This window comes from Variovorax sp. OK605, assembly GCF_900115445.1.
Classification (GTDB): Bacteria; Pseudomonadota; Gammaproteobacteria; order Burkholderiales; family Burkholderiaceae_C; genus Variovorax.
The window spans coordinates 95,191-118,058 of sequence record NZ_FOWL01000005.1 but is presented as its reverse complement, the minus strand read 5'-3'; the positions used below and the strand labels follow the sequence as shown (position 1 = coordinate 118,058).

The following is a 22,868-nucleotide window of genomic DNA, read 5'->3' as shown; positions in this document are numbered from 1 at the left end:
AACTGCGCGGCCATGAACATCGAATTCGACTTCGGGGCGGTTCTGTCGGAATGGCCGCTGCTGCTGCGCGGCGTGGCATGGACCGTCGGCCTCACGGCCGTGGGCACCGTGCTGGGCATGGCCGTGGGCACCTTCTGCGCGTGGGCGCGCTCCGGTGGCCCGCGCTGGCTGCGGCTGGTGGTGGGCACGTATGTGGAGCTGATCCGCAACACGCCCTTCATCGTGCAGCTGTTCTTCATCTTCTTCGGGCTGCCGGCCGCGGGCGTCAAGCTCTCGCCCGAGGTGGCCTCGGTGATCGCCATGGTGATGAACCTGGGCGCGTACTCCACCGAGATCATTCGCGCCGGCATCGAGGCCACGCCCAAGGGGCAGATCGAAGCCGCCGTGAGCCTGGCGCTGAGCAAGGCGCAGGTGTTCCTGCGCGTGGTGCTGCCGCCGGCGCTCAAGAAGGTATGGCCCGCCATGGTGAGCCAGATCGTCATCGTGATGCTGGGCTCGGCGGTGTGCGGACAAATCTCGACCGAGGAGCTGAGCTACGCGGCCAACCTGATCCAGAGCCGCAACTTCCGCGCCTTCGAGGCCTTCATCGTCGCCACGCTGATCTACCTGGCGCTGTCGGTCGCGCTGCGCCGGCTGCTCGACTGGGCGGGGCCGAAGTTCTTTTTCGGTCGCTGAACGCAAGAGGCCACCACCCATGTCTGATTTTTCTCTCTGGGACATCCTGCGCAACCTGCTGCTGGCGCTGCGCTGGACTGTCGTGCTCTCGCTCATCGCCTTCATCGGCGGCGGCATCGTGGGCGCGCTGCTGCTGTTCCTGCGGCTGCGCGGCGGCAAGGTGGCGAACAAGGCGGTGGGCCTGTACGTGCAGCTCTTCCAGGGCACGCCGCTGCTGATGCAGCTGTTTTTGGCCTACTTCGGCATCGCGCTGTTCGGCATCGACGTGTCGGCGTGGACGGCGGCCAGCGTGGCGCTCACGCTGTACACCAGCGCCTTTCTCGCCGAGATCTGGCGCGGCTGCGTGGCCTCCATTCCCAAGGGCCAGTGGGAAGCATCGGGCAGCCTGGCGCTGAGCTTCGGCGAGCAGATGCGCCACGTGATCCTGCCGCAGGCCGTGACGATCGCCATTGCGCCCACCGTCGGCTTCCTGGTGCAGGTGATCAAGGGCACGGCGCTGGCGTCGGTGATCGGCTTCGTCGAGCTCACCAAGGCCGGCAGCATGATTTCGAACGCCACCTTCCAGCCCTTCGTGGTGTTCAGCTGCGTGGCCCTGCTTTACTTCGTGCTGTGCTTCCCCGTGAGCCTGTACGCCAAGACCCTCGAGAGGAAAACCCATGGCCGCCGTGCTTGAACCCCAACAACCCGCCACCTCGGTGGGCGCGCCCATCGTTCGCATCACCGCGCTGCGCAAGTCCTACGGCACCAACGAGGTGCTCAAGGGCATCGACCTGGACGTGAAGCGCGGCGAGGTGATCGCCATCATCGGCAAGAGCGGCTCGGGCAAGAGCACGCTGCTGCGCTGCATCAACGGGCTGGAGGTGTTCCAGGAAGGCGCGCTCACCGTCGACGGCAAGCCGCTGCTGCACGAGAGCGCCATGGCCATGCGCGAGCTGCGCCAGCGCGTGGGCATGATCTTCCAGAGCTTCAACCTGTTCCCGCACCTCACGGTCGGCAAGAACGTGATGCTCGCGCCCACGCTGGTGAAAAAGCGCGGCGGGCTGGAAGCCGCCTCGCAGGCGCGCAAGCTGCTCACGCGCGTGGGCCTGGCCGAGAAGTTCGACGCCATGCCCGACCAGCTTTCCGGCGGCCAGCAGCAGCGCGTGGCCATTGCGCGCGCGCTGGCCATGGAGCCCGCCGTGCTGCTGTGCGACGAGATCACCTCCGCGCTCGACCCCGAGCTGGTGGGCGAAGTGCTGCGCGTGGTGGAGTCGCTGGCCGACGAGGGCATGACGCTGCTGATGGTCACGCACGAGATGAGCTTCGCGCGCAAGGTGAGCGACCGCGTGATCTTCATGCACCAGGGCCGCGTGCACGAAATGGGACCGCCGGCGGAGCTGTTCGGCAACCCGCAGACGGCCGAGCTCAAGCAGTTCCTGTCGTCGCTGCATGACTGAAAGCGCGAAGCTGGGCTATCCTCGGCCCATGGCCTGCCTGCAGAACGCGTCGATTATTCGCACCATCTCAAAGATGGTGGGTTAGCGCGCGGTTCCACAAGTTCACGCCACACGACCCGCCCCAAGAGGCGGGTTTTTCGTTTCCTGGGGTTCATGTTCCAAGCCGACCACCAGGAGAAACGAATTGACAGCCACACCCAAACCCAGGCACACACCCCTGCTTCACATGGTCTGCGGCAAGATCGGCGCCGGCAAGTCGACGCTCACGCGGCAACTTGCCGCCGCGCCCGCCACGGTGCTCGTCAGCGAAGACGCATGGCTCGACGCGCTGTACCCGGGCGAAATCCACGAACTTGGCGACTACGTGCGCTGCTCGGGCCGCCTGAAGAAGGCCATGGCGGACCACGTGGCGGCCTTGCTGCAGGCGGGCGTGTCCGTGGTGCTCGACTTTCCCGCCAACACCGCGGGCAGCCGAAGCTGGATGCGCGGCATTTTCGAAGCCGCCGGCGCGGCGCACACGCTGCACTTTCTGGACGTGCCCGACGCGGTCTGCAAGGAGCGCCTGCGCGCACGCAACGCAAGCGGCACGCATCCTTTCGAGACGACGGATGCGCAGTTCGACCTGATCACGAGCCACTTCGCGGCGCCGTCGCTGGAAGAAGGGTTCGACGTGGTCCGGCACCCCTGACGGCGTGCCGCCGCTATGCTCTGGCCCCGATGCAGATCGAACAAGCCAAGCCCACCGAAGCCGCCACCGTCGCGGCCGTGTTGAACGAAGCCGCCCAGTGGATCGCCGCCGAAGGCCGGCCGCTGTGGTCGGCGGCCGACATCGCGCCCGAGCGCATCCAGCGCGACACCGACGCCGGCAGCTACTTCATCGCGCGAAAGACCGGTGAGATGGACGGCGAGGTGGCCGGCGTCGTGCGCCTCGACCTCGAAGACGCGCACTTCTGGCCCGAGATCGAGAGCGGCACGTCGCTCTATGTGCACAAGCTCGCGGTGCGCCGCGCGTGGGCGGGCCACGGCGTGCCGGCGCTGCTGCTGGACTTTGCCCGCGAACGCGCGCGCAGCCTGGGCCGCCCTTTCCTGCGGCTGGACTGCGTGGCCGACCGCGCGCCGCTGCGCGCGCTGTACGAGCGCAACGGCTTCGTGCTGCACAGCGTGATCCACAAGGGCGAGCGTGCCTTTGCTCGCTTCGAGCTGCCCGTGGCGCGGCTCGCCGACTGACACCCTCAGCCGCGCCGCGCCATGCAATTCAAGTGGATGGAAGACTTCATCGTGCTGGCGCAAACGCGCAGCTTCACGCGCGCGGCCGAGCTTCGCCACGTGACGCACCCCGCCTTCGGCCGCCGCATCCGCGCGCTGGAGTCGTGGGCCGGCACGCCGCTCATCGAGCGCGGCAGCTCGCCGGTGGCACTCACGCCCGCCGGCGAGAGCTTCCTGGAAAGCGCCGGCCAGATGGTGCGCGGCGTGGAGAGTTCGCGCGAGGAAATGCAAAGCGTGGCCGGGCGCGAGGCGCGCACGGTGACGCTGGTGACGGGCCGCACGCTGGCGCGCACCGTGATGGCCGACTGGCTGGTGCGGCTGCAACCGGTGCTGCGCGGCGGCGAGGTGCGCGTGCTGACCGGCGCGCTGGCCGAAACGGTGCGCATGCTGGAGCACAACGAGGTCGACTTTTCGCTGATCTTTCATCACTCGGCGCTGACCTTCCGGCTCGACGGGCGGCAGTTCGCGCACGTCACGGTGGCCTCCGACAAGCTGGTGCCCGTGTCGCGCGCCGACGCGCAGGGCCGCGCGGCGCACAGCTTCGACGCGCCCGGCGAGGTGCCCTTTCTCTCGTACGTGCGCACGCTGGCCATGGGGCGGCTGGTCGAAGACCTGCTCGCCAACAACCCGAACGCGCCACGGCTGAAACGCCGCATCGAGTGCGACTCGGCCGACGCGCTCTATGAGTACGTGCTGCGCGGCCTGGGCGTGGCATGGCTGCCGTGGTCGATGGTGCAGGCCGACTGCAAGGCCGGCCGGCTGGTGCCCACGGGCGGGCGGCGCATGGAGGTGCGCTTCGAGGTGCGGCTGTACCGGCCCAAGCGCCGGCTCGGCACGCTGGCCGAAGACGTGTGGCGCGCCATGGCGGCCCGCTAGCCCGGGCCCAATCGGCACCAACTGGTGCCAGTACGGCACCACGAAGCGGGGAACGGCTTCGCAGAATTCGCGGGTTCACTTCAAAACCCCGAGGCCACGATGCGTTTCCCCCGTGCTTTTTCTTCCTGCCTTGCGCTGGCCCTGTGCGGCCTTGCCGCATCGGCCGCCGCCCCCGCCTTCGCCGACGGCTACCCCAGCAAGCCGATCACCCTGGTAGTCGGCTACCCGCCGGGCGGCTCGACCGACCTGACCGGGCGCGCGCTGGGCGTGGAGCTGTCGCACCGCCTCGGCGTGCCGGTGATCGTCGACAACATCGGCGGAGCCGGCGGCGCCATCGGCGCGCAGAAGGTGGCCAATGCGGCGCCCGACGGCTACACGCTGCTGGTTGGCGCCAACAACGAGATCGCCATCAGCAAGCTGGTGAACGCCAGCGTGCGCTACGAGCAGAAAGACTTCACGCCGATCGGCCTGATCGCCTCGCAGCCGCTGGTGCTGGTGGCGGTGCCCGCGGCGGGCGTGAAGAACGCGGGCGAATTCCTCGCGCTGCTGAAGAAGAACCCCGGCAAGTACAGCTACGGCAGCTCGGGCGTGGGCACTTCGCTGCACCTGGCCGGCGAAATGCTCAAGCAGCAGGGCGGCGTGTTCATGACGCACGTGCCCTACCGCGGCGTGGCGCCGCTCACCAACGACCTGCTGGGCGGCAACATCGACTTCGGCGTGTTCGTGCTGTCCAGTGCGCTGCCCTACATCCGCAGCGGCAAGATGGTGGCGCTGGGCACCACCGAGGCCAAGCGCTCGGCCATCACGCCCGACCTGCCCGCGCTCGGCGAAACCCCGGCGCTGCAGCGCATGGACATCGGCGTGTGGTTCGCGCTGATGGGGCCAGCGAAGCTGCCCGCGCCGGTGCTGGCACGGCTGAAGAAGGCACTCGAAGAAACGCTGCAATCGCCCGACTTCCGCAAGAAGATGGAAGCCACCAGCTCGGTCGTCCCACTGGCGCCGTTGGACATCGAGCGGTTCCTCGTCACCGAAACCGCCAAATACCGGAACATCGTGCAATTCGCCAACATCAAGGAATGAGCTTGTCCGCGTCCGATTTCGAACTCCCCCCGCCCGACATCTCGGCCTGGCGCGCCGGCAACACCGGCACCGAGGGCGTCTGGCATTTCGCCTCCGGGCAACCGGGGCGCCACGTGATGATCAGCGCGCTGGTGCACGGCAACGAGGTCTGCGGCGCCTGGGCGCTCAAGGGCCTGCTGGAGGCCGGCGTGCGCCCGCGGCGCGGCAGCCTCACGCTGGCGCTGTGCAACCTCGAGGCCTTCGACAGCTTCGACCCCGCCGACCACGACGCCTCGCGCTTCGTGGACGAAGACCTCAACCGCCAATGGTCCACCGACCGCCTGGAAGCCGGCGGCACGCGCGAACGCCGCCGCGCCGCTGCGCTGCGGCCGCACGTGGCGCAGGCCGACTGGCTGCTCGACCTGCATTCGATGCACGAGCCCTCCGCGCCGCTGACGCTCACCGGCATGCAGCCGCGCAACCTGGCGCTGGCGCGGCAGCTGCGCAGCCCCGAGCACATCGTGATCGACGCGGGCCACAAGGACGGCGTGCGCATGCGCGACTTCGGCCGCTTCGGCGCGCCCGACGCCGACCCGGCCACCGACGCGCTGGCGCTGCTGGTCGAATGCGGCTTCCACGGCGACACGGCCAGCCGAGCCGTGGCGCAGGACCAGTGCGCGCGCTTCCTGCGCGCGGCCGGCACGCTCGACGACGCGGCCATTGCCGACCAGCTGCCCGGTTGGCTGCAGCCCGATGCGCCGCGCCAATGGGCGCTCGACGTCACCGGCCCGGTGGTCGCGCGCAGCGAGGACTTCCGCTTCGCCAAGGCATTCACCGGCCTGGAGGTGATCGCGCAGGCCGGCACCGTGATCGGCTGGAACGACGGCGAACCCGTGGCCACGCCGTACGACGACTGCGTGCTGGTGATGCCCTCGACGCGCCAGGCCAAGCCGGGCGTGACGGTGGTGCGCTACGCGCGCCGCAGGCCGCTCTGAGCTACGCGCGCCGCCGGCCAGTCTGAGCTATGCGCGCCGCCGGCCGCTCAGAGCCCTGAGGCCGCGGCGTTTTTCCAACGCGCGGCAGGGAAACGCCCCGGCTGTGGCAAGCTCTGGGCGGTATGCACATCCGCCCTAGCTCCCCCTACTTTCCCCGCCGTCGGATGCTGCGCGCGCTGCTGGGCGCCGCGGCTCTGCAAGCCCCCTTCGCGGCGCTGGCCGGCTTCAATTTCTTCACCAGCGAATACACCGCCACGCGCGACGAGCTGCAGGCGCAGATCGCCAAGCGCTTTCCGGTGGCCGAGCGCTACGCCGAGATCTTCATGGTCGGCCTGCGCGACCCGCAGCTCGGCCTGAACGCCGCCACCAACCGCGCCGCCATCACGGCCACGCTGACCATCGCGAGCCCGCTGCTGGCGGCCTCGCCGGTGCAGGGCCTGGTGTCGGTCAGCAGCGCGCTGAAGTACGACGCCGCCACGCGCGCGCTGCGGCTGGACCAGCCCAAGGCCGAACGGCTCGAGCTGCAGGGCGTGGAGGGCCGCGACGCCGAACGCCTGCAGCGCGTGGGCGCGGTGGTGGCGCAGGAACTGCTGCAAGGCCAGGTGCTGCGCAGCTTCACGGCCGACGAGCTCACGGTCGGGCGCAAGACCTACGAGATCGGCGACATCACGGTGCAGGACAACGGGATCAAGGTCCAACTCAAATGAAAAGCGCGCTTCCCCGATTCGCTTCTTTGGCTCCTTTCGCTGTCGCCCTGCTCATGGCCGGTTGCGCCTCCATCGCGCCCGCCGCCAGGCAGCACTTCGACCTGGAAGCCCACCGCGGCGGGCGCGGGCTGGCGCCCGAGAACACGCTGGCGGCGTTCGACAACGCCATCGACCTGGGCGTGAACACGCTCGAACTCGACATCGGGCTCACGGCCGACGGCGTGGTGGTGGTCTCGCACGACACCTCGCTCAACCCCGACCACACGCGCGACGCGAACGGCCAATGGCTTGCGCCGAAGAGCGGCGCGGCGATCCGCTCGCTCACGCTGGCGCAGCTGCAGACCTACGACGTGGGCCGCCTGAACCCGTCGAGCGCCTACGGCAAGCAGTTCGCGCTGCAGCAGCCGCGCGACGGCCAGCGCATTCCCACGCTGGCCGCGCTGTTCGCGCGCGTGCAGGCGCGCGGCGCCGAGGCCGCCACGGTGCGCTTCAACATCGAGACCAAGATCGACCCGGCCAAACCCGCTGAAACAGCGGCGCCCGAGCCGATGGTGCGCGCGCTGCTCGCGGAAATCGACAAGGCGAACATGGCCGCCCGCGTGACCATCCAGAGCTTCGACTGGCGCACGCTGGCGCTGGTCGGCCAGCTCGCGCCGCAGATGCCGCGCGCCTACCTCACGACGCCGCGCACCCTGAAGGACAGCCGGTGGACGGCCGGGCTCGAGGCGGGCAGCTTCGCGTCGGTGCCGCAGATGGTGAGGGCCGCGTCGGCCAACGCGCCGGGCCCGGTGACCTGGTCGCCGGCCCATGCCGACCTGACGCCCGCCGTCATCAAGGAAGCGCAGAAGCTCGGCATGAAGGTGCTGCCCTGGACCGTGAACGAGCGCGCCGACATGCTGCGGCTGATGGACGCGGGCGCGGACGGGATCATCACGGACTACCCCGACGTGCTGCGCGACCTGATGCGCGAGCGCGAGCTGTCGCTGCCGCCACCCGGGAAGAACACGCCATGAGCGCAGCGCAGCAACTCGATGCCATCGCCGCGCGCCTCGCGGCGCTGCGCGCGGACGGCGGCGGCGCCGTTGCCACGCTGTCGAACGAAGCCCGCGCCAGCACCGAACTGCTGGGCGCGCTGCCGCCGCGCTACGGCGAGGTGCTTCTGGGCCTGCTCGACCGGCTGGAGTCGAGCGCGCTGTTCAGCGAGGAGAGCTGCTCGTTCAGCCAGAAGGACCTGCTCGACAACCTGCAGGTGTGGGTGGACAAGGCCCGCGCGCAGCGGGTGTCTTAGCACCCGCGTTTATCATCCGGCCCCATGCGCACCCTGCTGCTCGCCCTCATGATCGCCCTGCTGCCCATCCGCGGCTGGCTCGGCGATGCGATGGCGGTCGAGATGGTGCGGCATTCGATGCCCGCAGCCGCCGCCACTGCGGTCTCGATGGCCGGCGCGGCCACCGAAGCCCATTGCCACGATGCGATGGGCGAGATGGGTGCCGGCGACACCGCGGCCATGAACATGTCCGGCCATGACGGCAACCACGATGCCGGCGGCGCCGACCATCAAGGCTGCGGCACCTGCACCGCCTGCCAGGTCTGCCACACGGTGGCGCTCGGCGGCATGCCCCTTGTCGACACCGTGCACGGCGCGCCCCAGGCGCCGCCCGCTGCACGCACGGCCCGCTTCGCCAGCGCAGAGCCCGCCCAGGGCCTGAAGCCACCCATTTCCTGATCTCCCTGCCCGTAGTCCGTCCGCGGTGAGCCCGTTCCGGCTCGCGGCGCTGATCGTATTGCTCATGGAGATCGAGCGTGAACCCCTTTGTTGGCTGGCCATTGGCCGGCATCCGTCGCTATGAAAAACATAGCGACATGCGCACGCCTGACGTGCGCAACAGCCCTTTTTCATTCACAAGACCGGCCGCCGCGCTCGCCGCGGCGGCGGTGCTGGCCGGTTGCGCCAGCCTCTCGCCGGACGGCGGCAGCGCCGACGTGCAGGCGCTGGTCGGCGCCAACCCGCTGCTGGCGGGCGCCACGGCGCAGCGCGCGCTCGACGCGGCCTCGCAGCAGCGCGTCGACGAGCTGCTGGCCCGGCCGCTGGACGCCGAGGCGGCCGTGCGCATCGCGCTGCTCAACAGCCCGCGCGTGCAGGACGCCTTCGCCACGCTGCAACTGAGCGACGCCGACCGCGTGCAGGCCGCGAGCCTGCCGAACCCGGTGTTCGCCTTCGGCCGGCTCACCGAAGGCAGCGAGCGCGAGATCGACCGGCTGATCAGCTTCAACGTGGTGGGCCTGCTCACGCTGCCATGGCAGGCGCGCTGGGCCGGCCAGCGCCACGAGTCGGCCAAGCTGCAGGCCGCGCAAGGCGTGCTGGTGCTGGCCGCCGACACGCGCCGCGCCTGGGTGCGCGCCGTGGCCGCGCAGCAGAGCGCGGTGTACCTGCGCGACGCGAAGGAAGCGGCCGAAGCCGGCGCCGAGCTCGCGCACCGCATGGCCCAGGCCGGCAACTGGAGCGCGCTGCAGCGCACGCGCGAACAGCTGCTGCTGGCCGACGCCGCCGCGCAGCTTGCGCGCGCCGAGCAGGCCGCCGTGGCCTCGCGCGAACAGCTCACGCGGCTGCTGGGCCTGAGCGGCGAGCGCGCCGCCGGCTACACCCTGCCCGACCGCCTGCCGCCGCTGCCCAAGGCCGCGCCCGAGCTCGGCGACGTGCAGGCGCTGGCGCTGCGCGACCGGCTCGACGTGCGTTCCGCGCAGGCGCAGAACACCGCCGTGGCCGGCTCGCTCGGCCTCACGCACGCCACCAGCGTCATCAACGCGATGGAGCTGGGCGTGGCGCGCAACACCACCTTCGACAACGGCGCCGACCGCTCGCGCCGCACGCAGCGCGGCTTCGAGCTCGCGCTGCCGATTCCCATCTTCGACTGGGGCCAGGCGCGCAACGGCCGCGCCGAGGCGCTGTACCTGCAGTCGGCCGCGCGCGTGCGCGACGTGGGCGTGCTGGCCGCGAGCGAGGCGCACGAAGCCTGGCAGGGCTGGAACACCGCCTACGGCATTGCCCGGCGCTACCGTGACGAGGTGCTTCCGCTGCGCAAGAAGGTCAACGAGGAGATGGTGCTGCGCTACAACGGCATGCTCGCGAGCGTGTGGGAGCTGCTGGGCGAGGCGCGCGCCAGCATGCTCGCGGTGAACGCGGGCATCGAGGCGCAGCGCGATTTCTGGCTGGCCGACACCGACCTGCAACTGGTGCTCACGGGCAGCTCGCCCGGCGGCATGACGGCGCTGCAGACCGCGGCCGCGGCCGCTGCCGGCGACGCCCCCGCGGCGGGAGGCCATTGACATGAACCGCCGCAACTTCTTCGCGGGCGCAGCCACGGCCGTGGCCGCCACCACGGTGAGCCGCGTGTCGATGGCCGCGCTGCCCGAGCCCGTCTCGCAAGGCTCGGCCGCGACGGCCCCGCCGCTCGCACCGCCCAACGGCCGCCCCTACAACCCCGTGGTCACGCTCAACGGCTGGACGCTGCCCTGGCGCATGAACGCCGGCGTCAAGGAATTCCACCTTGTCGCCGAACCGGTGGTGCGCGAGATGGCGCCCGGCTTCAAGGTCAACATGTGGGGCTACAACGGCCAGTCGCCCGGCCCGACCATCGAGGTGGTCGAGGGCGACCGCGTGCGCATCTTCGTCACCAACCGGCTGCCCGAGCACACCACCGTGCACTGGCACGGCCAGCGCCTGCCCAACGGCATGGACGGCGTGGGCGGCATCACGCAGCCGCACATTCCGCCGGGCAAGACCTTCGTCTACGAGTTCAGCGCGCGGCGGCCCGGCACCTTCATGTACCACCCGCATGCCGACGAGATGGTGCAGATGGCCATGGGGATGATGGGCTTCTGGGTGACGCACCCGAAGGCGAGCCACCCGCTGATCGAGCCGGTGCAGCGCGACTTCTGCTTCCTGCTCGGCAGCTTCGACGTGGAGCCCGGCAGCGCCACGCCCAAGGTCAACACCATGACCGACTTCAACATCTGGAGCTTCAACAGCCGCGTGTTCCCGGCCATCGACACGCTCAACGTGCGCAAGGGCGACCGCGTGCGCATCCGCGTGGGCAACCTCACGATGACCAACCACCCCATTCACATCCACGGCCACGAGTTCGAGGTGACCGGCACCGACGGCGGCCCCGTGCCGCGCACCGCGCGCTGGCCCGAGGTGTCGGTGGACGTGGCGGTGGGCCAGATGCGGCAGATGGAGTTCATTGCCGACGAGGAAGGCGACTGGTCGCTGCACTGCCACAAGGCGCACCACACCATGGGCCCGATGGGCCACGAGGTGCCCACCATGATCGGCGTCGACCACAAGGGCGTGGCCGAGAAGATCAGGAAGCTCGTGCCCGACTACATGGTGATGGGCGACAAGGGCATGGCCGACATGGGCGGGATGGAGATGCCCATTCCCGACAACACGCTGCCCATGATGACCGGCACCGGCCCCTTCGGCTCGGCCGAGATGGGCGGCATGTTCACGCTGCTGAAGGTGCGGCGCGACCAGAAGCCCGGCGACTACCGCGACCCGGGCTGGTTCAAGCACCCGCCTGGCACGGTGGCGCGCGAGGTGCCGAACGCCAGCGCGGCGAATGTGCCGCCGGCCACGCGCAACGCGCCCGTGCCATCGGCGAACGACACCCGCGACATCCGCGACACCCGCAACCACCCTGGCACCACCGACGCCACCGTGCGCAAGCCCTCCGGGCACGGCGCCCACAACCACTGAGGAGAACCTCGACATGCAAAGAAGAACCCTGCTGGCGCTGGCCGCCGGCCTGCCCCTCGCCCCATTCACCACCGCGGCGATGGCCGCCGCGCCGATGGTCGAGATCTGGAAAGACCCGAACTGCGGCTGCTGCCAGGACTGGGTGAAGCACCTCGACAAGAACGGCTTCGCCACGCGCGTGCACGACGAGGGCAACGGCGCCGCGCGCACCCGGCTCGGCATGCCGGCCAAGCTGGGCTCGTGCCACACCGGCCTCGTCGGCGGCTATGCCATCGAGGGCCACGTGCCCGCGCGCGAGCTGCAGCGCCTGCTCAAGGAAAAGCCCAAGGCCGTGGGCCTCGCCGTGCCGGGCATGCCGGTCGGCTCACCCGGCATGGACGGCCCGGCCTACGGCGACCAGCGCGACCCGTACGACGTGCTGCTCGTGCTGACCGACGGCAGCACCCGCGTCTACCAGAGCTATCGCTGAATCAACCCGCAACCCGACCCAAGGAAATCACCCATGAAAAAGCTCGCCATCGCCCTCTCCACCGCCCTGCTCTCGGCCGCCGCGTTCGCGCAGGCCGCCTTGCCATCCGTCGAAGGAGAGGTCCGCAAGGTCGACACCGACGCCAAGAAGATCACGCTGAAGCACGGCGACATTCCCAACCTCGACATGAGCGGCATGACGATGGTCTTTCGCGTGAAGGACCCGGCGCTGCTCACGCAGGTGAAGCCGGGGGACAAGGTGCAGTTCACGGCGGACAAGGTCGATGGGGCGTTGACGGTGCTGTCGATCGCTCCCGTCAACTGAAGCGCCGCGGGTCGAACGGCGTCGTCGCTATTTCGGGCGTCGCACCGGCCAGCAACTGCGCGGCCACGCGCCCCGTGCGCGCCGAACCGCACAGGCCCACATGGCCATGCCCGAAAGCCAGCACGATGTCCGCGCTGGCGGCGGCCGGGCCGATGCAGGGCAAGCCATCGGGCATGCTCGGGCGGTGGCCCAGCCAATGCTTGACCGAAGGCGAAGGCACGCCAGGCGCCACTGTCGCAAGCCCCGGAAACATCGATTGCAGATGCCGGTGCAGGATCTCCGCGCGGCGCCAGTCGGGTGCCGCCTCGAGCCCGCCGATCTCGACCTGCCCGGCCGCGCGCAGGCCGCCGTCCATCCAGTGCGCGATGAGCTTGCCGTCGGCCACCATGGTCGGCGTGCGCGGGCCGGCGGTGGCGTCTTCGACGACCACGTGGTAGCCGCGCTCCGACTCCAGCGGCACCGGCGAACCGGCGGCCGCCGCCAGCAGGCCTGAACGCGCGCCGGCGCAGACGGCCGCGGCGTCGCAGGCGATCTCTGCGGCTTCGGTGCGCACGGCGCGCAGCCGGCCGCCTTCGATGCGAAAACCGGTCGCGCGGGCTGCGATGCGCTCGGCGCCGGCATCGCGCGCGTGCCGCGCCAGCGCGGCGACATAGGCGCCAGGGTTGCGGCAATGTCCGGCCTCGGGCACGAAGATGCCGAGCGTGTAGCGCGCGTGAAGGTCGGGCTCGCGGCGGCGCAGCTCGTCGTCGTTCCACTCCTCCCACCGGATGCCGACGCGCCCGCGCACGCGCCAGCCCAGCGCGTCGCCTTCGAACTCCTCGCGCGAGCGGTAGGCATGCAGCAGCCCGCGCTGCTCGATGAGCTGCGGCACGCCGGCCTCGGCCGCCAGCTGGGCATGCAACGCGGGCGCATCGGCCAGCAGCGCGCGCAGCGCATCGGCCGTGCGCTGCACGCGTGCCTCGGTCCAGCCGGAGGCCAGGTAGCGCAGCAGCCACGGCGTGGCGCGCGGCAGGTAGCGCCAGCGCAAGGCCAGCGGACCGAGCGGGTCGGCCAGCCAGCCGGGCACCTTGCGCCACGCGCCGGGCAACGCGGGCGGCACCACGGAATGCGACGACAACCAGCCCGCATTGCCGTAGCTCGTGGCCTGCGGGCCGCCCGGCTCGCCGGGCTCCACCACCGTCACGCGCAGGCCCGCGCGCAGCGCCTCGACGGCGGTGGCGCTGCCCACGGCACCCGCGCCGATGACGACCACGTGGCGGCGCGTGTCGCCGGCCGAGAAACTTCTTGCAACTGTCATGCCGCAGATCGTAGAGGGTGCGGTCCCATAATCGGCCGCCATGTCCGCCCCCTCTCATTCATCCCACCTTTCCCCTGGCGCCGGTTCCGGCTCCATCACCGACGTCGCCGGCATCGAGGTCGGCCACTTCTGCGACACCCGCCGCCCCACCGGCTGCACCGTGATCATGGCCCGCGACGGCGCCGTGGGCGGCGTGGACGTGCGCGGCGCGGCGCCCGGCACGCGCGAGACCGACCTGCTCGCGCCCGGCAACCTCGTGCAGCAGGTGCATGCCGTGATGCTCGCGGGCGGCAGCGCCTGGGGCCTGGCGGCGGCCGAAGGCGCGATGCGCTGGATGGAAGAGCGCGACATCGGCATGGACGTGCGCTTCGGCACCCTGCCCATCGTGCCGGCCGCCGTGCTGTTCGACCTGCCGATGGGCGACGCGCGCATCCGCCCCGACGCCGCCGCCGGCTATGCCGCCTGCGAGGCCGCGAGCACCGCGGCGCCCGCCGAAGGCAATGTGGGCGCGGGCGCCGGCGCGCTGGTGGGCAAGCTGTTCGGCGTGCACCGCGCGATGAAGGGCGGCATCGGCACCGCATCGGTCACGGTCGGCGGCGTGACGGTCGGCGCACTCATTGCCGTGAACTCGCTGGGCGACGTGATCGACCACAACACCGGCCAGCCCGTGGCCGGCGCGCGCACCGAAGACGGCAAGGCCCTGCTCGACACGCGCCGCGCGCTGCTGCGCGGCGAGCTGCCCAAGCCGCTGCTGGCGGGCACCAACACCACCATCGGCGTGATCGCCACCGACGCGGTGCTGACCAAGGTGCAGGCCAACCGGCTCGCCACCGTGGCGCACGACGGCCTGGCGCGCGCCATCAACCCGGTGCACACCATGAGCGACGGCGACACGCTGTTCGCGCTGGCCACCGGCCGCGTGCCGCTCGAAGGCAACGCGCCCGGCATGACGGTGCTCAGCACCATGGCGGCCGAGGCGGTGGCCATTGCCACGCTGCGCGCGGTGCATGCGGCGCGCACGGTGACGGTGGGCGAGCTGCACATTCCCTGCGTGGGCGACCTCGAAGCGCCGCGAGGCTGAAAGCACACACCATGGCCATGCCCAAGACGCTCAAGCTGATCCTGCTGTCGATCCGGGACCTGATTGCCTCGGCCGGGCCGATCGTGTTCATCGTCATCGGCCTGCTGATCGCGGCCTACTGGTACCTGCAGCCGCAGCCGCCCAAGCACGTGACGCTGGCCACCGGCCCCACGGGCAGCGCCTACGCGCAGTTCGGCAAGCGCTATGCGGAGGCGCTCAAGCACACCGGCATCGAGGTCGAGCTGAAGGCCACCTCCGGCTCGACCGAGAACCTGCAGCTGCTGCGCAGCGGCGGCGCCGACGTGGGCTTCGTGCGCGGCGGCAGCGCCGACCCCAAGGCCGACGAAGAGGCCGGCCTCAACTCGCTGGGCAGCCTGTTCTACGAGCCGATCTGGCTGTTCTACCGCGCCGATACCGCGCAGAAGATCGACCGCAAGACCGGCACGCTGGGCTCGCTCACGCAGCTGCGCGGCCTGCGCGTGAACGTCGACCTGCAGGGCAGCGGACTGCCCGAGATCATGGATCGGCTGTTCAAGGCCAACAAGCTCGGGCCCGACGACCTGCTGCTGTCGAACCTCGAGCAGGGCGCGGCGGTGGGGGCGCTGGAGGCCGGGCTGCTCGACGTGATCGTGCTGTCGTCGGCGCCGCAGTCGCCGCAGGTGCAGCGCCTGCTGCGCTCGGACGACATCAAGCTGATGGACTTCGGCCAGGCCGATGCCTACTCGCGGCGCTTTCCGTTCCTGTCGGCCGTGACGCTGCCGCGCGGCGTGGTCGACCTGTCGAAAGACCTGCCGCCGCACGACGTGACGCTGCTCGCGGCCACCACCTCGCTGCTGTCGCGCGACGAGACCCACCCTGCCTTGCGCCAGCTGTTCGCGGAAACGGCGCAGTCGGTGCACAGCGGCGCGGGCTGGTTCAACCGGGCGCGCGACTTTCCGAACACGCGCACCAGCGAGCTGCCCGTGAGCCCCGAGGGCGACCGCGCCATCAACGGCACACCGCCGGTGTGGAAGCGCTACATGCCGTTCTGGGCCAGCAACCTCATCGAGCGCATGTGGCTGGTGCTGGGCGGCCTGCTGGTGTTGATGCTGCCGCTGAGCCGCGTGGTGCCGCCGCTGTACCAGTTCCGCGTGCGCCGCCGCGTGTTCCGCTGGTATGCGCGGCTGCGCGACATCGAGACGAAGGTGGACGCCCGCACCGAGGTGAAGGAGAGCGAGCAGAAGGCCCTGCTCGACGACCTCGACCAGCTCGACCGCACGGTCAACAAGGTGGCGGTGCCGCTGTCGTACGCGGACGAGCTGTACGCGCTGCGCAACAACATCTATGCCGTGCGCAAGCGGGTGCTGGCGCGCAACGCGCCGGCGGGCAGCGAGCCGGCGAACGCAGCCAACGATGCGGCGTAACGGTGCGACGCCTGCCTTGCGTGCGCTGATCGATTTCGCCGAACCGCGAGCAAGGGATGCTGGCGTTGCGCAGCGGCTGAGGCTGGCTTTCGGTGCGCCTGCGCGCGTGCTGGTGGCACACACGGCGGCCGAGGTGAAGCCGGTGCTGGAGGCCGTGGAAGCGGCGTCGCGCGAAGGCCGCTGGTGCGTCGGCTACCTGCGCTACGAGGCCGCCGCGGCGTTCGACCCGGCGTTCACGGTGCACGCGAGCAACGACGGACCCCTGGCCTGGTTCGGCGTGCACGACGAGGCGCTGCCATGGCCGCCAATGCCGGCCGCTGCATCGCAGCCCCCTGCGCCCGACTGGCAAGCCACGCTCTCGCGCGCCGACTTCGGCCGGCACGTGCAAGCCATTCACCGCGCGATCGCGAACGGCGAGCTCTACCAGCTCAACTACACCGCCGCGTTGCATGCGCGCTTCCAGGGCGATGCGCAGGCCCTGTTCCTGGCACTGCAGCAGGCGCAACCCGACGGCTACACCGCCTTCATCGACACCGGCGGCGAGCAGGTGCTGTCGGTGTCGCCCGAGCTGTTCTTCGACTGGCAGGGCGAGCGCATCCTGACGCGGCCGATGAAGGGCACGGCGCCGCGCGGCGCGACACCGGCCGAAGACGAGGCGCAGGCGCAGCGGCTGCGCACGGTGCCGAAGGAGCGCGCGGAGAACGTCATGATCGTGGACCTGATCCGCAACGACCTCTCGCGCATCGCCCAGCCCTTCTCGGTGCGCGTGCCGCGCCTGTTCCACACCGAGGCGCTGCCGACCGTGTGGCAGATGACCTCGGATGTCGAGGCGCGCTTGCGCGACGGCACCACGCTGGCCGACGTGTTCGCGGCGCTGTTCCCGTGCGGCTCGATCACCGGCGCGCCGAAGGTCGGCGCGATGCGCATGATCCGCGAGCTGGAGCCCGAGGCGCGCGGCGTGTACTGCGGCGCGGTGGGCGTGGTGCGGCCCGGCGGGCATGCGACCTTCAACGTGCCGATTCGCACGGTGACGCTGCGCGGCGGCGAAGCGCGCTGCGGCATCGGCAGCGGCATCACGGCCGATGCGCAGGCCGATGCCGAGTGGGACGAATGGCGGCACAAGCGGGCCTTTCTGGGCCAAGCAACGCGGCCCGCGGAACCCGCGTTCGACCTGCTCGAAACGCTGGCGCTGGTGGACGGTGAATTGCGCGATGCACCTGCGCACCTCGCGCGCATGGCGAGCGCGGCGGCGCATTTCGGCCACATGTGGAACGAAGCGCCTGTCGTTGCGTGCCTCGACCGCTTGAAGGAACAGCACGCCACCGGCATGTGGCGCGTTCGCCTGCTGCTCGACATGCACGGCGAGCCCCGTGCCGAAGCCTTCACGATGGAAGCGCCGCCCACGCGCGTGAAGCTCCAATTGGCATCTCACGCATTCGATGAAGCCCACAGCGACTTCACCCGCTTCAAGACCACGCGACGCGCCCACTACGACGCCTTCGCGCCCACCGAGCCGGGCGTGTTCGACACGCTGCTGTGGAACCCCCGCGGCGAGCTCACCGAATGCACGCGCGGCAACATCGCGCTGCGGCTCGACGGCCGTTGGGTCACGCCGCCGTTGCGCTGCGGCCTGCTCGGCGGCATCGGCCGCGCCATGCGCCTGCACAGCGGCGAACTTGCAGAAGCCGTCGTGCGGGTGGACGATCTGCCCAGCGTGCAGGCCCTGGCCTTCGTGAACAGCCTGCGCGGCTGGATCGATGCCGACCTGCACCTGCCTTCCAAATAGTTCGACAAAGCGCTTGACTTGGAGCGCGCTCTAATTTCGAGAATCAACGCCATGGAAACCAGCCTGACCATCGCGGAAGTCGCCGAGCGCACGGGCCTCACGGCCTACACGCTGCGCTACTACGAGCGCATCGGGCTGATCGCCGCGGTGCCGCGTGCACCGGGCGGTCAGCGCCGCTATGCGGGCGCCGACATGGAATGGCTGGCTTTCCTGTTGCGCCTGCGCGAGACCGGCATGCCCATCCAGGGCATGCAGGCCTTCGCCAGGCTTCGAAGCCAGGGGGACGCCAGCGTCGGCGAACGGCGCGAGATGCTCGAACAGCATCTCGCCGATGTTCAGGCCCGGGTGGCGGCGCTGCAGCAATCGATGCAGGCGCTGTCGCTCAAGATCGATCACTACCGCAAGGTCGAGAAGACGAAACGGCGTCCTCCTTTGTCGGGCACAGCCCCGGAAGGAAAGACAAGCGATGACGAACACACAGAACCCCGGCCACACGGCCAACGAGCGCTACGCGCGCGGACTGGCCAAGCTGCAGGAAATCGACGGTGAAGGCGGCGTCAAGGTCGTCGAGAGCCTGGCCGACATCGCGCCCGACTTCGCGCGCCTGCTGATCGAGTTTCCGTTCGGCGACGTCTACTCGCGCCCGGGCCTGGACCTGCGCTCGCGCGAGATCGCGGTGGTGGCCGCGCTGACGGCCATGGGCAATGCGGCGCCGCAGCTGAAGGTGCACATCCAGGGCGCGCTGAACATCGGCGTGACGCGCACCGAGGTGATCGAGATCGTCATGCAGATGGCGGTGTACGCGGGCTTCCCGGCGGCGCTCAACGGCATTGCCGCGGCGCGCGAGGTGTTCGCGGCGGACGATGAAAAAAGCGCGCGGCCCCTTGCGGAACCGCGCGCCCTTGCCGAAGCCGCCGAAGCGGCTTGAAGCCTTACTTCAGGGCCTTGTAGCGCATGCGCTTGGGCTTGGCGCCTTCTTCGCCCAGGCGCTTCTTCTTGTCGGCTTCGTACTCCTGGTAGTTGCCGTCGAAGAAGGTCCACTGGCTGTCGCCTTCGGCGGCCAGGATGTGCGTGGCGATACGGTCGAGGAACCAGCGGTCATGGCTGATCACCATGACCGTGCCGGCGAACTCGAGCAGCGCGTCTTCCAGTGCGCGCAAGGTTTCCACGTCCAGGTCGTTCGACGGTTCATCGAGCATCAGCACGTTGCCGCCGGCGATCAGGGTCTTGGCCAGGTGCAGACGGCCGCGCTCGCCGCCCGACAGCGTGCCGACCTTCTTCTGCTGGTCAGCACCGTTGAAGTTGAAGCGGCCCGCGTACGCACGGCTGGCCATCTGGAACTTGCCGACGTTGATGATGTCCAGTCCGTTCGAGATGTCTTCCCACACGGTCTTCTGGTTGGCGAGCTCGTCGCGGTGCTGGTCGACGAAAGCCGCCTTGACGGTCGAGCCGATGACCACGCTGCCGGCGTCCGGCTGTTCCTTGCCCGCGAGCAGCTTGAACAGCGTCGACTTGCCGGCGCCGTTCGGGCCGATGATGCCGACGATCGCGCCCGGCGGCACCGTGAAGCTCAGGTTGTCGATCAGCATGCGGTCGCCGAAGGACTTGCTCACGCCGTGGAACTCGAACACCTGCTGGCCCAGCCGCTCGGCCACGGGAATGAAGATTTCCTGCGTTTCGTTGCGCTTCTGGTATTCCATGTCGCTCAGCTCTTCGAAGCGGGCCAGGCGCGACTTGCTCTTCGCCTGACGGGCCTTCGGGTTCTGGCGCGACCACTCGAGTTCCTTCTTCAGGGCCTTGGCATGGGCTTCTTCGCTCTTCTGCTCCTGCGCCAGGCGTTCGCCCTTCTGCTCGAGCCAGGTGCTGTAGTTGCCCTTCCATGGAATGCCGCGACCGCGGTCCATTTCCAGGATCCACTCGGCGGCGTTGTCCAGGAAGTAGCGATCGTGGGTGATGGCCACCACGGTGCCCGTGAAGCGCTGCAGGAACACTTCGAGCCATTCGACCGATTCGGCGTCCAAGTGGTTGGTCGGCTCGTCGAGCAGCAGCATGTCGGGCTTGGACAGCAGCAAGCGGCACAGGGCCACGCGCCGCTTCTCGCCGCCCGACAGCAGGCCGATCTTCGCGTCCCATGGCGGCAGGCGCAGCGCATCGGCGGCGATTTCGAGCTGGTGCTCGGAATCGGTGCCGGCGGTGGCGATGACGGCTTCGAGCTGGGCCTGCTCGGCGGCCAGCGCGTCGAAGTCGGCGTCTTCGGCGCCATAGGCGATGTACACCTCTTCAAGACGCGCCTTGGCGGCAAACACCGCGCCCATGGACTCTTCGACCGATTCGCGCACCGTGTGCTCGTTGTTAAGCTTGGGCTCCTGCTCGAGGTAGCCGATGGTCATGCCCGGCATGGGCAGCGCCTCGCCCTCGAACTCCTTGTCCACGCCGGCCATGATCTTCAGCAGGGTGGACTTGCCCGAGCCGTTGAGGCCGAGCACGCCAATCTTGGCGCCGGGGAAAAACGAAAGCGAAATGTCCTTCAAGAGCTGCCGCTTGGGCGGCACGGTCTTGCTGACACGGTTCATCGAATAGACGTATTGAGCCATGTGTGGAAAGTTACCTTGGGTACGGAGATCGGGGAAAAGCGCGGTCGCCAGAAAGAGGCTTTCGGGCGCGGCAAACCACCGATTATCGACTCATGCGACAATAGCGACCGTTGCCGGGTCCAGTTGCCCGCAGCACCGGCTCTCTGCCGGGGACGAAGAAAGGTCCGATTCACCCTGTTGCAAGGGCGGACTTTCCGGCTCCCACCCCTGACCTTCATCTGCCTTGACTGGCTCGGCGTCGCCAAAGACGCCTGGCGGGCCGATGCCACTGCGCCGTGTATGGCGCTTATTGTTTCCAATGAATTTTGATGAACTGAAGCTGGCTCCCGCCATCTTGAAGGCTGTGCACGAGCACGGCTACGACTCCCCCACCCCCATCCAGGCGCAAGCCATCCCCGCGGTGCTCGAAGGTCATGACCTGCTGGGCGGCGCACAGACCGGCACCGGCAAGACGGCCGCCTTCACGCTGCCGATGCTGCACAAGCTCACCATGAGCCGCAGCGCCACCAACAAGTTCGGCGGCGTCGGCATCCGCGCCCTCGTGCTGACCCCCACGCGCGAACTCGCCGCGCAGGTCGAGGAATCGGTCCGCACCTACGGCAAGTACCTGCAGCTCGACTCGACCGTGATCTTCGGCGGCGTCGGCATGAACCCGCAGATCAGCAAGCTCAAGAAGGGTGTCGACATCCTCGTGGCCACCCCCGGCCGCCTGCTCGACCTGCAACAGCAAGGCATGCTGGACCTGAGCCAGGTGCAGATGCTGATCCTGGACGAAGCCGACCGCATGCTGGACATGGGCTTCATCCACGACGTGAAGAAGATCCTGGCCCTGGTGCCCAAGGAAAAGCAGAGCCTGCTGTTCTCGGCCACCTTCAGCGACGAAATCCGCGACCTCGCCGCCACGCTGCTGAAGAACCCGCAAAGCATCCAGGTCACGCCGCGCAACACCACCGTGCAGCGCATCACCCAGGTGATCCACCCCGTGGGCCGCGGCAAGAAGAAGGCGCTGCTCGCGCACATCATCAACGAGAACAAGTGGAGCCAGGTGCTCGTGTTCACGCGCACCAAGTTCGGCGCCAACAGCGTGGCCGAGTTCCTCACCAAGAACGGCATCGAAGCCATGGCGTTGCATGGCAACAAGAGCCAGAGCGCCCGCACGCAGGCGCTGGCCGGCTTCAAGAGCGGCGACATCCGCGCCCTGGTGGCCACCGACATCGCCGCGCGCGGCATCGACATCGACGAGCTGCCGCACGTCGTGAACTACGAGATCCCGAACGTCAGCGAAGACTACGTCCACCGCATCGGCCGCACCGGCCGTGCCGGTTCGAGCGGCGAGGCCGTGAGCTTCGTGTGCCTGGACGAAGAAGGCTTCATGCAGGAAATCGAACGCTTCACCAAGCAGACGATTCCCGTGCAGATCGTCGAGGGCTTCGGTCCTGAAGACGGCGAACGCGCCGAGCCCATCGCCATGGGTCGCCAGACGATCTGGGGCGGCGCCGGCCGTCCGCCGAGCCGCGACGTGATGCAGGCGGCCGCCAAGGCCGCCCGCACCGAGATGCTGTCGCGCATCCGCGAGAACAAGGCCGGCCAGGGTGGCGGCAACGGCGGTGGTGGCGGCGGCGGCGGTGGCGGTCAACGCCGCGGCGGCGGCCAGGGCCAGGGCGGCGGTCAAGGCCGCAGCGCCAACGGTGGCGGCCAGGGCCAGGGTCAAGGCCCGCGCGGTCCGGGCGCCCGCGCCCCGCAAGGCCGCGGTCCGCAAGGTCCGGCACGCACGCCGCACCATGCACCGCACCAGCAACAGGCCCACCAGCCGCACGATGAGCGCCAACCGCGCCATCACGGCAACAGCCACAGCCCGACGCAGGCCAACCAGGTCGCACACCTGCGCGCCGAAGCGGTCGCGGGCGGCGCAGCAGGCCAGCCGGATCCGTTGCGCACGAGCGTCGACCACATGGGTGGCGGACGCGGTCGCGGCCGCCCGGGCGGCGGCGGCGGTGGTGGCGGCTACGGCGGCAACCGTTCGGGCGGCGGTGGCCGTTCGGGTGGCGGCGGCGGCTACGGCGGCGGTGGTGGCGGTGGCCGCTCGGGCGGCGGTGGTGGTGGTGGTGGCCGTTCGTTCGGTCGCTGACATCCACGGCAGG

At 69.8% G+C, this 22,868-nt stretch carries 24 protein-coding genes; 22 read left to right on the top strand and 2 right to left on the bottom strand.

Features of this window, described 5'->3' with window-relative positions:
• Positions 1–12: 12 nt before the first annotated feature.
• From BM013_RS14825 to BM013_RS14750, 16 genes are all read left to right on the top strand, one after another.
• A complete protein-coding gene (locus BM013_RS14825) occupies positions 13–675 on the top strand; it encodes an amino acid ABC transporter permease (protein WP_093128293.1) in 663 nt (220 codons plus the stop codon).
• A gap of 19 nt (positions 676–694) precedes the next feature.
• Positions 695–1,348 carry an amino acid ABC transporter permease gene (locus BM013_RS14820; RefSeq protein ID WP_093128291.1) on the top strand — a complete coding sequence of 218 codons (654 nt, stop codon included), beginning with the start codon at positions 695–697 and terminating at the stop codon, positions 1,346–1,348.
• Positions 1,332–2,111, top strand: a complete 780-nt coding sequence (locus BM013_RS14815; RefSeq protein WP_093128290.1) for an amino acid ABC transporter ATP-binding protein — start codon at positions 1,332–1,334, stop codon at positions 2,109–2,111. Before BM013_RS14820 ends, BM013_RS14815 begins: the two co-directional genes overlap by 17 nt.
• A 226-nt stretch (positions 2,112–2,337) precedes the next feature.
• Positions 2,338–2,799 (top strand): P-loop nucleotide/nucleoside kinase family protein, encoded by a 462-nt coding sequence (locus BM013_RS14810; RefSeq protein WP_093128288.1) that lies wholly within the window; start codon positions 2,338–2,340, stop codon positions 2,797–2,799.
• A 29-nt stretch (positions 2,800–2,828) separates the two neighbouring features.
• On the top strand, positions 2,829–3,338 hold the full coding sequence (locus tag BM013_RS14805) for a GNAT family N-acetyltransferase (protein ID WP_093128286.1): 510 nt from the start codon (positions 2,829–2,831) through the stop codon (positions 3,336–3,338).
• A gap of 21 nt (positions 3,339–3,359) precedes the next feature.
• Positions 3,360–4,253, top strand: a complete 894-nt coding sequence (locus BM013_RS14800) for a LysR family transcriptional regulator (RefSeq protein WP_093128285.1) — start codon at positions 3,360–3,362, stop codon at positions 4,251–4,253.
• Between the two features lie 99 nt (positions 4,254–4,352).
• Positions 4,353–5,333 carry a Bug family tripartite tricarboxylate transporter substrate binding protein gene (locus BM013_RS14795; RefSeq protein ID WP_093128284.1) on the top strand — a complete coding sequence of 327 codons (981 nt, stop codon included), beginning with the start codon at positions 4,353–4,355 and terminating at the stop codon, positions 5,331–5,333.
• 2 nt (positions 5,334–5,335) lie between these two features.
• Positions 5,336–6,307 carry a M14 family metallopeptidase gene (locus tag BM013_RS14790; protein ID WP_371280113.1) on the top strand — a complete coding sequence of 324 codons (972 nt, stop codon included), beginning with the start codon at positions 5,336–5,338 and terminating at the stop codon, positions 6,305–6,307.
• A gap of 164 nt (positions 6,308–6,471) precedes the next feature.
• Positions 6,472–7,014, top strand: a complete 543-nt coding sequence (locus BM013_RS14785; RefSeq protein WP_177206435.1) for a DUF1439 domain-containing protein — start codon at positions 6,472–6,474, stop codon at positions 7,012–7,014.
• Positions 7,015–7,067: 53 nt separating this feature from the next.
• Positions 7,068–8,027, top strand: coding sequence for a glycerophosphodiester phosphodiesterase (locus tag BM013_RS14780; RefSeq protein ID WP_371269117.1), 960 nt, complete (start codon positions 7,068–7,070; stop codon positions 8,025–8,027).
• Positions 8,024–8,302, top strand: coding sequence for a hypothetical protein (locus BM013_RS14775; RefSeq protein WP_093128278.1), 279 nt, complete (start codon positions 8,024–8,026; stop codon positions 8,300–8,302). The genes BM013_RS14780 and BM013_RS14775 overlap by 4 nt, the downstream gene beginning before the upstream one ends.
• A gap of 24 nt (positions 8,303–8,326) precedes the next feature.
• Positions 8,327–8,740, top strand: a complete 414-nt coding sequence (locus BM013_RS14770) for a hypothetical protein (protein WP_093128276.1) — start codon at positions 8,327–8,329, stop codon at positions 8,738–8,740.
• Between the two features lie 137 nt (positions 8,741–8,877).
• Complete coding sequence (locus BM013_RS14765) at positions 8,878–10,341, top strand: TolC family protein (protein WP_177225475.1); 1,464 nt, start codon at positions 8,878–8,880, stop codon at positions 10,339–10,341.
• A gap of 1 nt (position 10,342) precedes the next feature.
• Positions 10,343–11,773 carry a multicopper oxidase family protein gene (locus BM013_RS14760; protein WP_093128275.1) on the top strand — a complete coding sequence of 477 codons (1,431 nt, stop codon included), beginning with the start codon at positions 10,343–10,345 and terminating at the stop codon, positions 11,771–11,773.
• A 13-nt stretch (positions 11,774–11,786) separates the two neighbouring features.
• The gene (locus BM013_RS14755; RefSeq protein ID WP_093128273.1) at positions 11,787–12,242 is read left to right on the top strand and encodes a DUF411 domain-containing protein; all 456 of its coding nucleotides are present in this window, start codon (positions 11,787–11,789) and stop codon (positions 12,240–12,242) included.
• A 33-nt stretch (positions 12,243–12,275) separates the two neighbouring features.
• Positions 12,276–12,566 (top strand): copper-binding protein, encoded by a 291-nt coding sequence (locus tag BM013_RS14750; protein ID WP_093128271.1) that lies wholly within the window; start codon positions 12,276–12,278, stop codon positions 12,564–12,566.
• Here the strand turns inward: BM013_RS14750 and BM013_RS14745 are convergent.
• On the bottom strand, positions 12,559–13,863 hold the full coding sequence (locus BM013_RS14745) for an NAD(P)/FAD-dependent oxidoreductase (protein WP_093128270.1): 1,305 nt from the start codon (positions 13,861–13,863) through the stop codon (positions 12,559–12,561). The genes BM013_RS14750 and BM013_RS14745 overlap by 8 nt on opposite strands.
• Before the next feature lie 40 nt (positions 13,864–13,903).
• On the opposite strand from BM013_RS14745, the gene BM013_RS14740 reads away from it, so the two are divergent.
• The 5 genes from BM013_RS14740 to BM013_RS14720 are packed head-to-tail and all read left to right on the top strand — an operon-like array spanning position 13,904 to position 19,061.
• Positions 13,904–14,944, top strand: a complete 1,041-nt coding sequence (locus tag BM013_RS14740) for a P1 family peptidase (protein WP_093128268.1) — start codon at positions 13,904–13,906, stop codon at positions 14,942–14,944.
• An 11-nt stretch (positions 14,945–14,955) separates the two neighbouring features.
• Positions 14,956–16,347 carry a TAXI family TRAP transporter solute-binding subunit gene (locus BM013_RS14735; protein WP_093128266.1) on the top strand — a complete coding sequence of 464 codons (1,392 nt, stop codon included), beginning with the start codon at positions 14,956–14,958 and terminating at the stop codon, positions 16,345–16,347.
• The gene (pabB, locus tag BM013_RS14730; RefSeq protein WP_093128264.1) at positions 16,337–18,133 is read left to right on the top strand and encodes an aminodeoxychorismate synthase component I; all 1,797 of its coding nucleotides are present in this window, start codon (positions 16,337–16,339) and stop codon (positions 18,131–18,133) included. The genes BM013_RS14735 and pabB overlap by 11 nt, the downstream gene beginning before the upstream one ends.
• A gap of 51 nt (positions 18,134–18,184) precedes the next feature.
• Positions 18,185–18,682, top strand: coding sequence for a MerR family transcriptional regulator (locus BM013_RS14725; protein ID WP_093128262.1), 498 nt, complete (start codon positions 18,185–18,187; stop codon positions 18,680–18,682).
• The gene (locus BM013_RS14720) at positions 18,600–19,061 is read left to right on the top strand and encodes a carboxymuconolactone decarboxylase family protein (RefSeq protein WP_093128260.1); all 462 of its coding nucleotides are present in this window, start codon (positions 18,600–18,602) and stop codon (positions 19,059–19,061) included. Before BM013_RS14725 ends, BM013_RS14720 begins: the two co-directional genes overlap by 83 nt.
• Positions 19,062–19,065: 4 nt before the next feature.
• Here the strand turns inward: BM013_RS14720 and ettA are convergent, their stop codons facing one another.
• The gene (gene ettA, locus BM013_RS14715; RefSeq protein WP_093128258.1) at positions 19,066–20,727 is read right to left on the bottom strand and encodes an energy-dependent translational throttle protein EttA; all 1,662 of its coding nucleotides are present in this window, start codon (positions 20,725–20,727) and stop codon (positions 19,066–19,068) included.
• A gap of 298 nt (positions 20,728–21,025) precedes the next feature.
• On the opposite strand from ettA, the gene BM013_RS14710 reads away from it, so the two are divergent.
• Positions 21,026–22,855: a DEAD/DEAH box helicase gene (locus BM013_RS14710; RefSeq protein WP_093128256.1), complete on the top strand. Its 1,830-nt coding sequence runs from the start codon at positions 21,026–21,028 to the stop codon at positions 22,853–22,855.
• Positions 22,856–22,868: the final 13 nt, after the last annotated feature.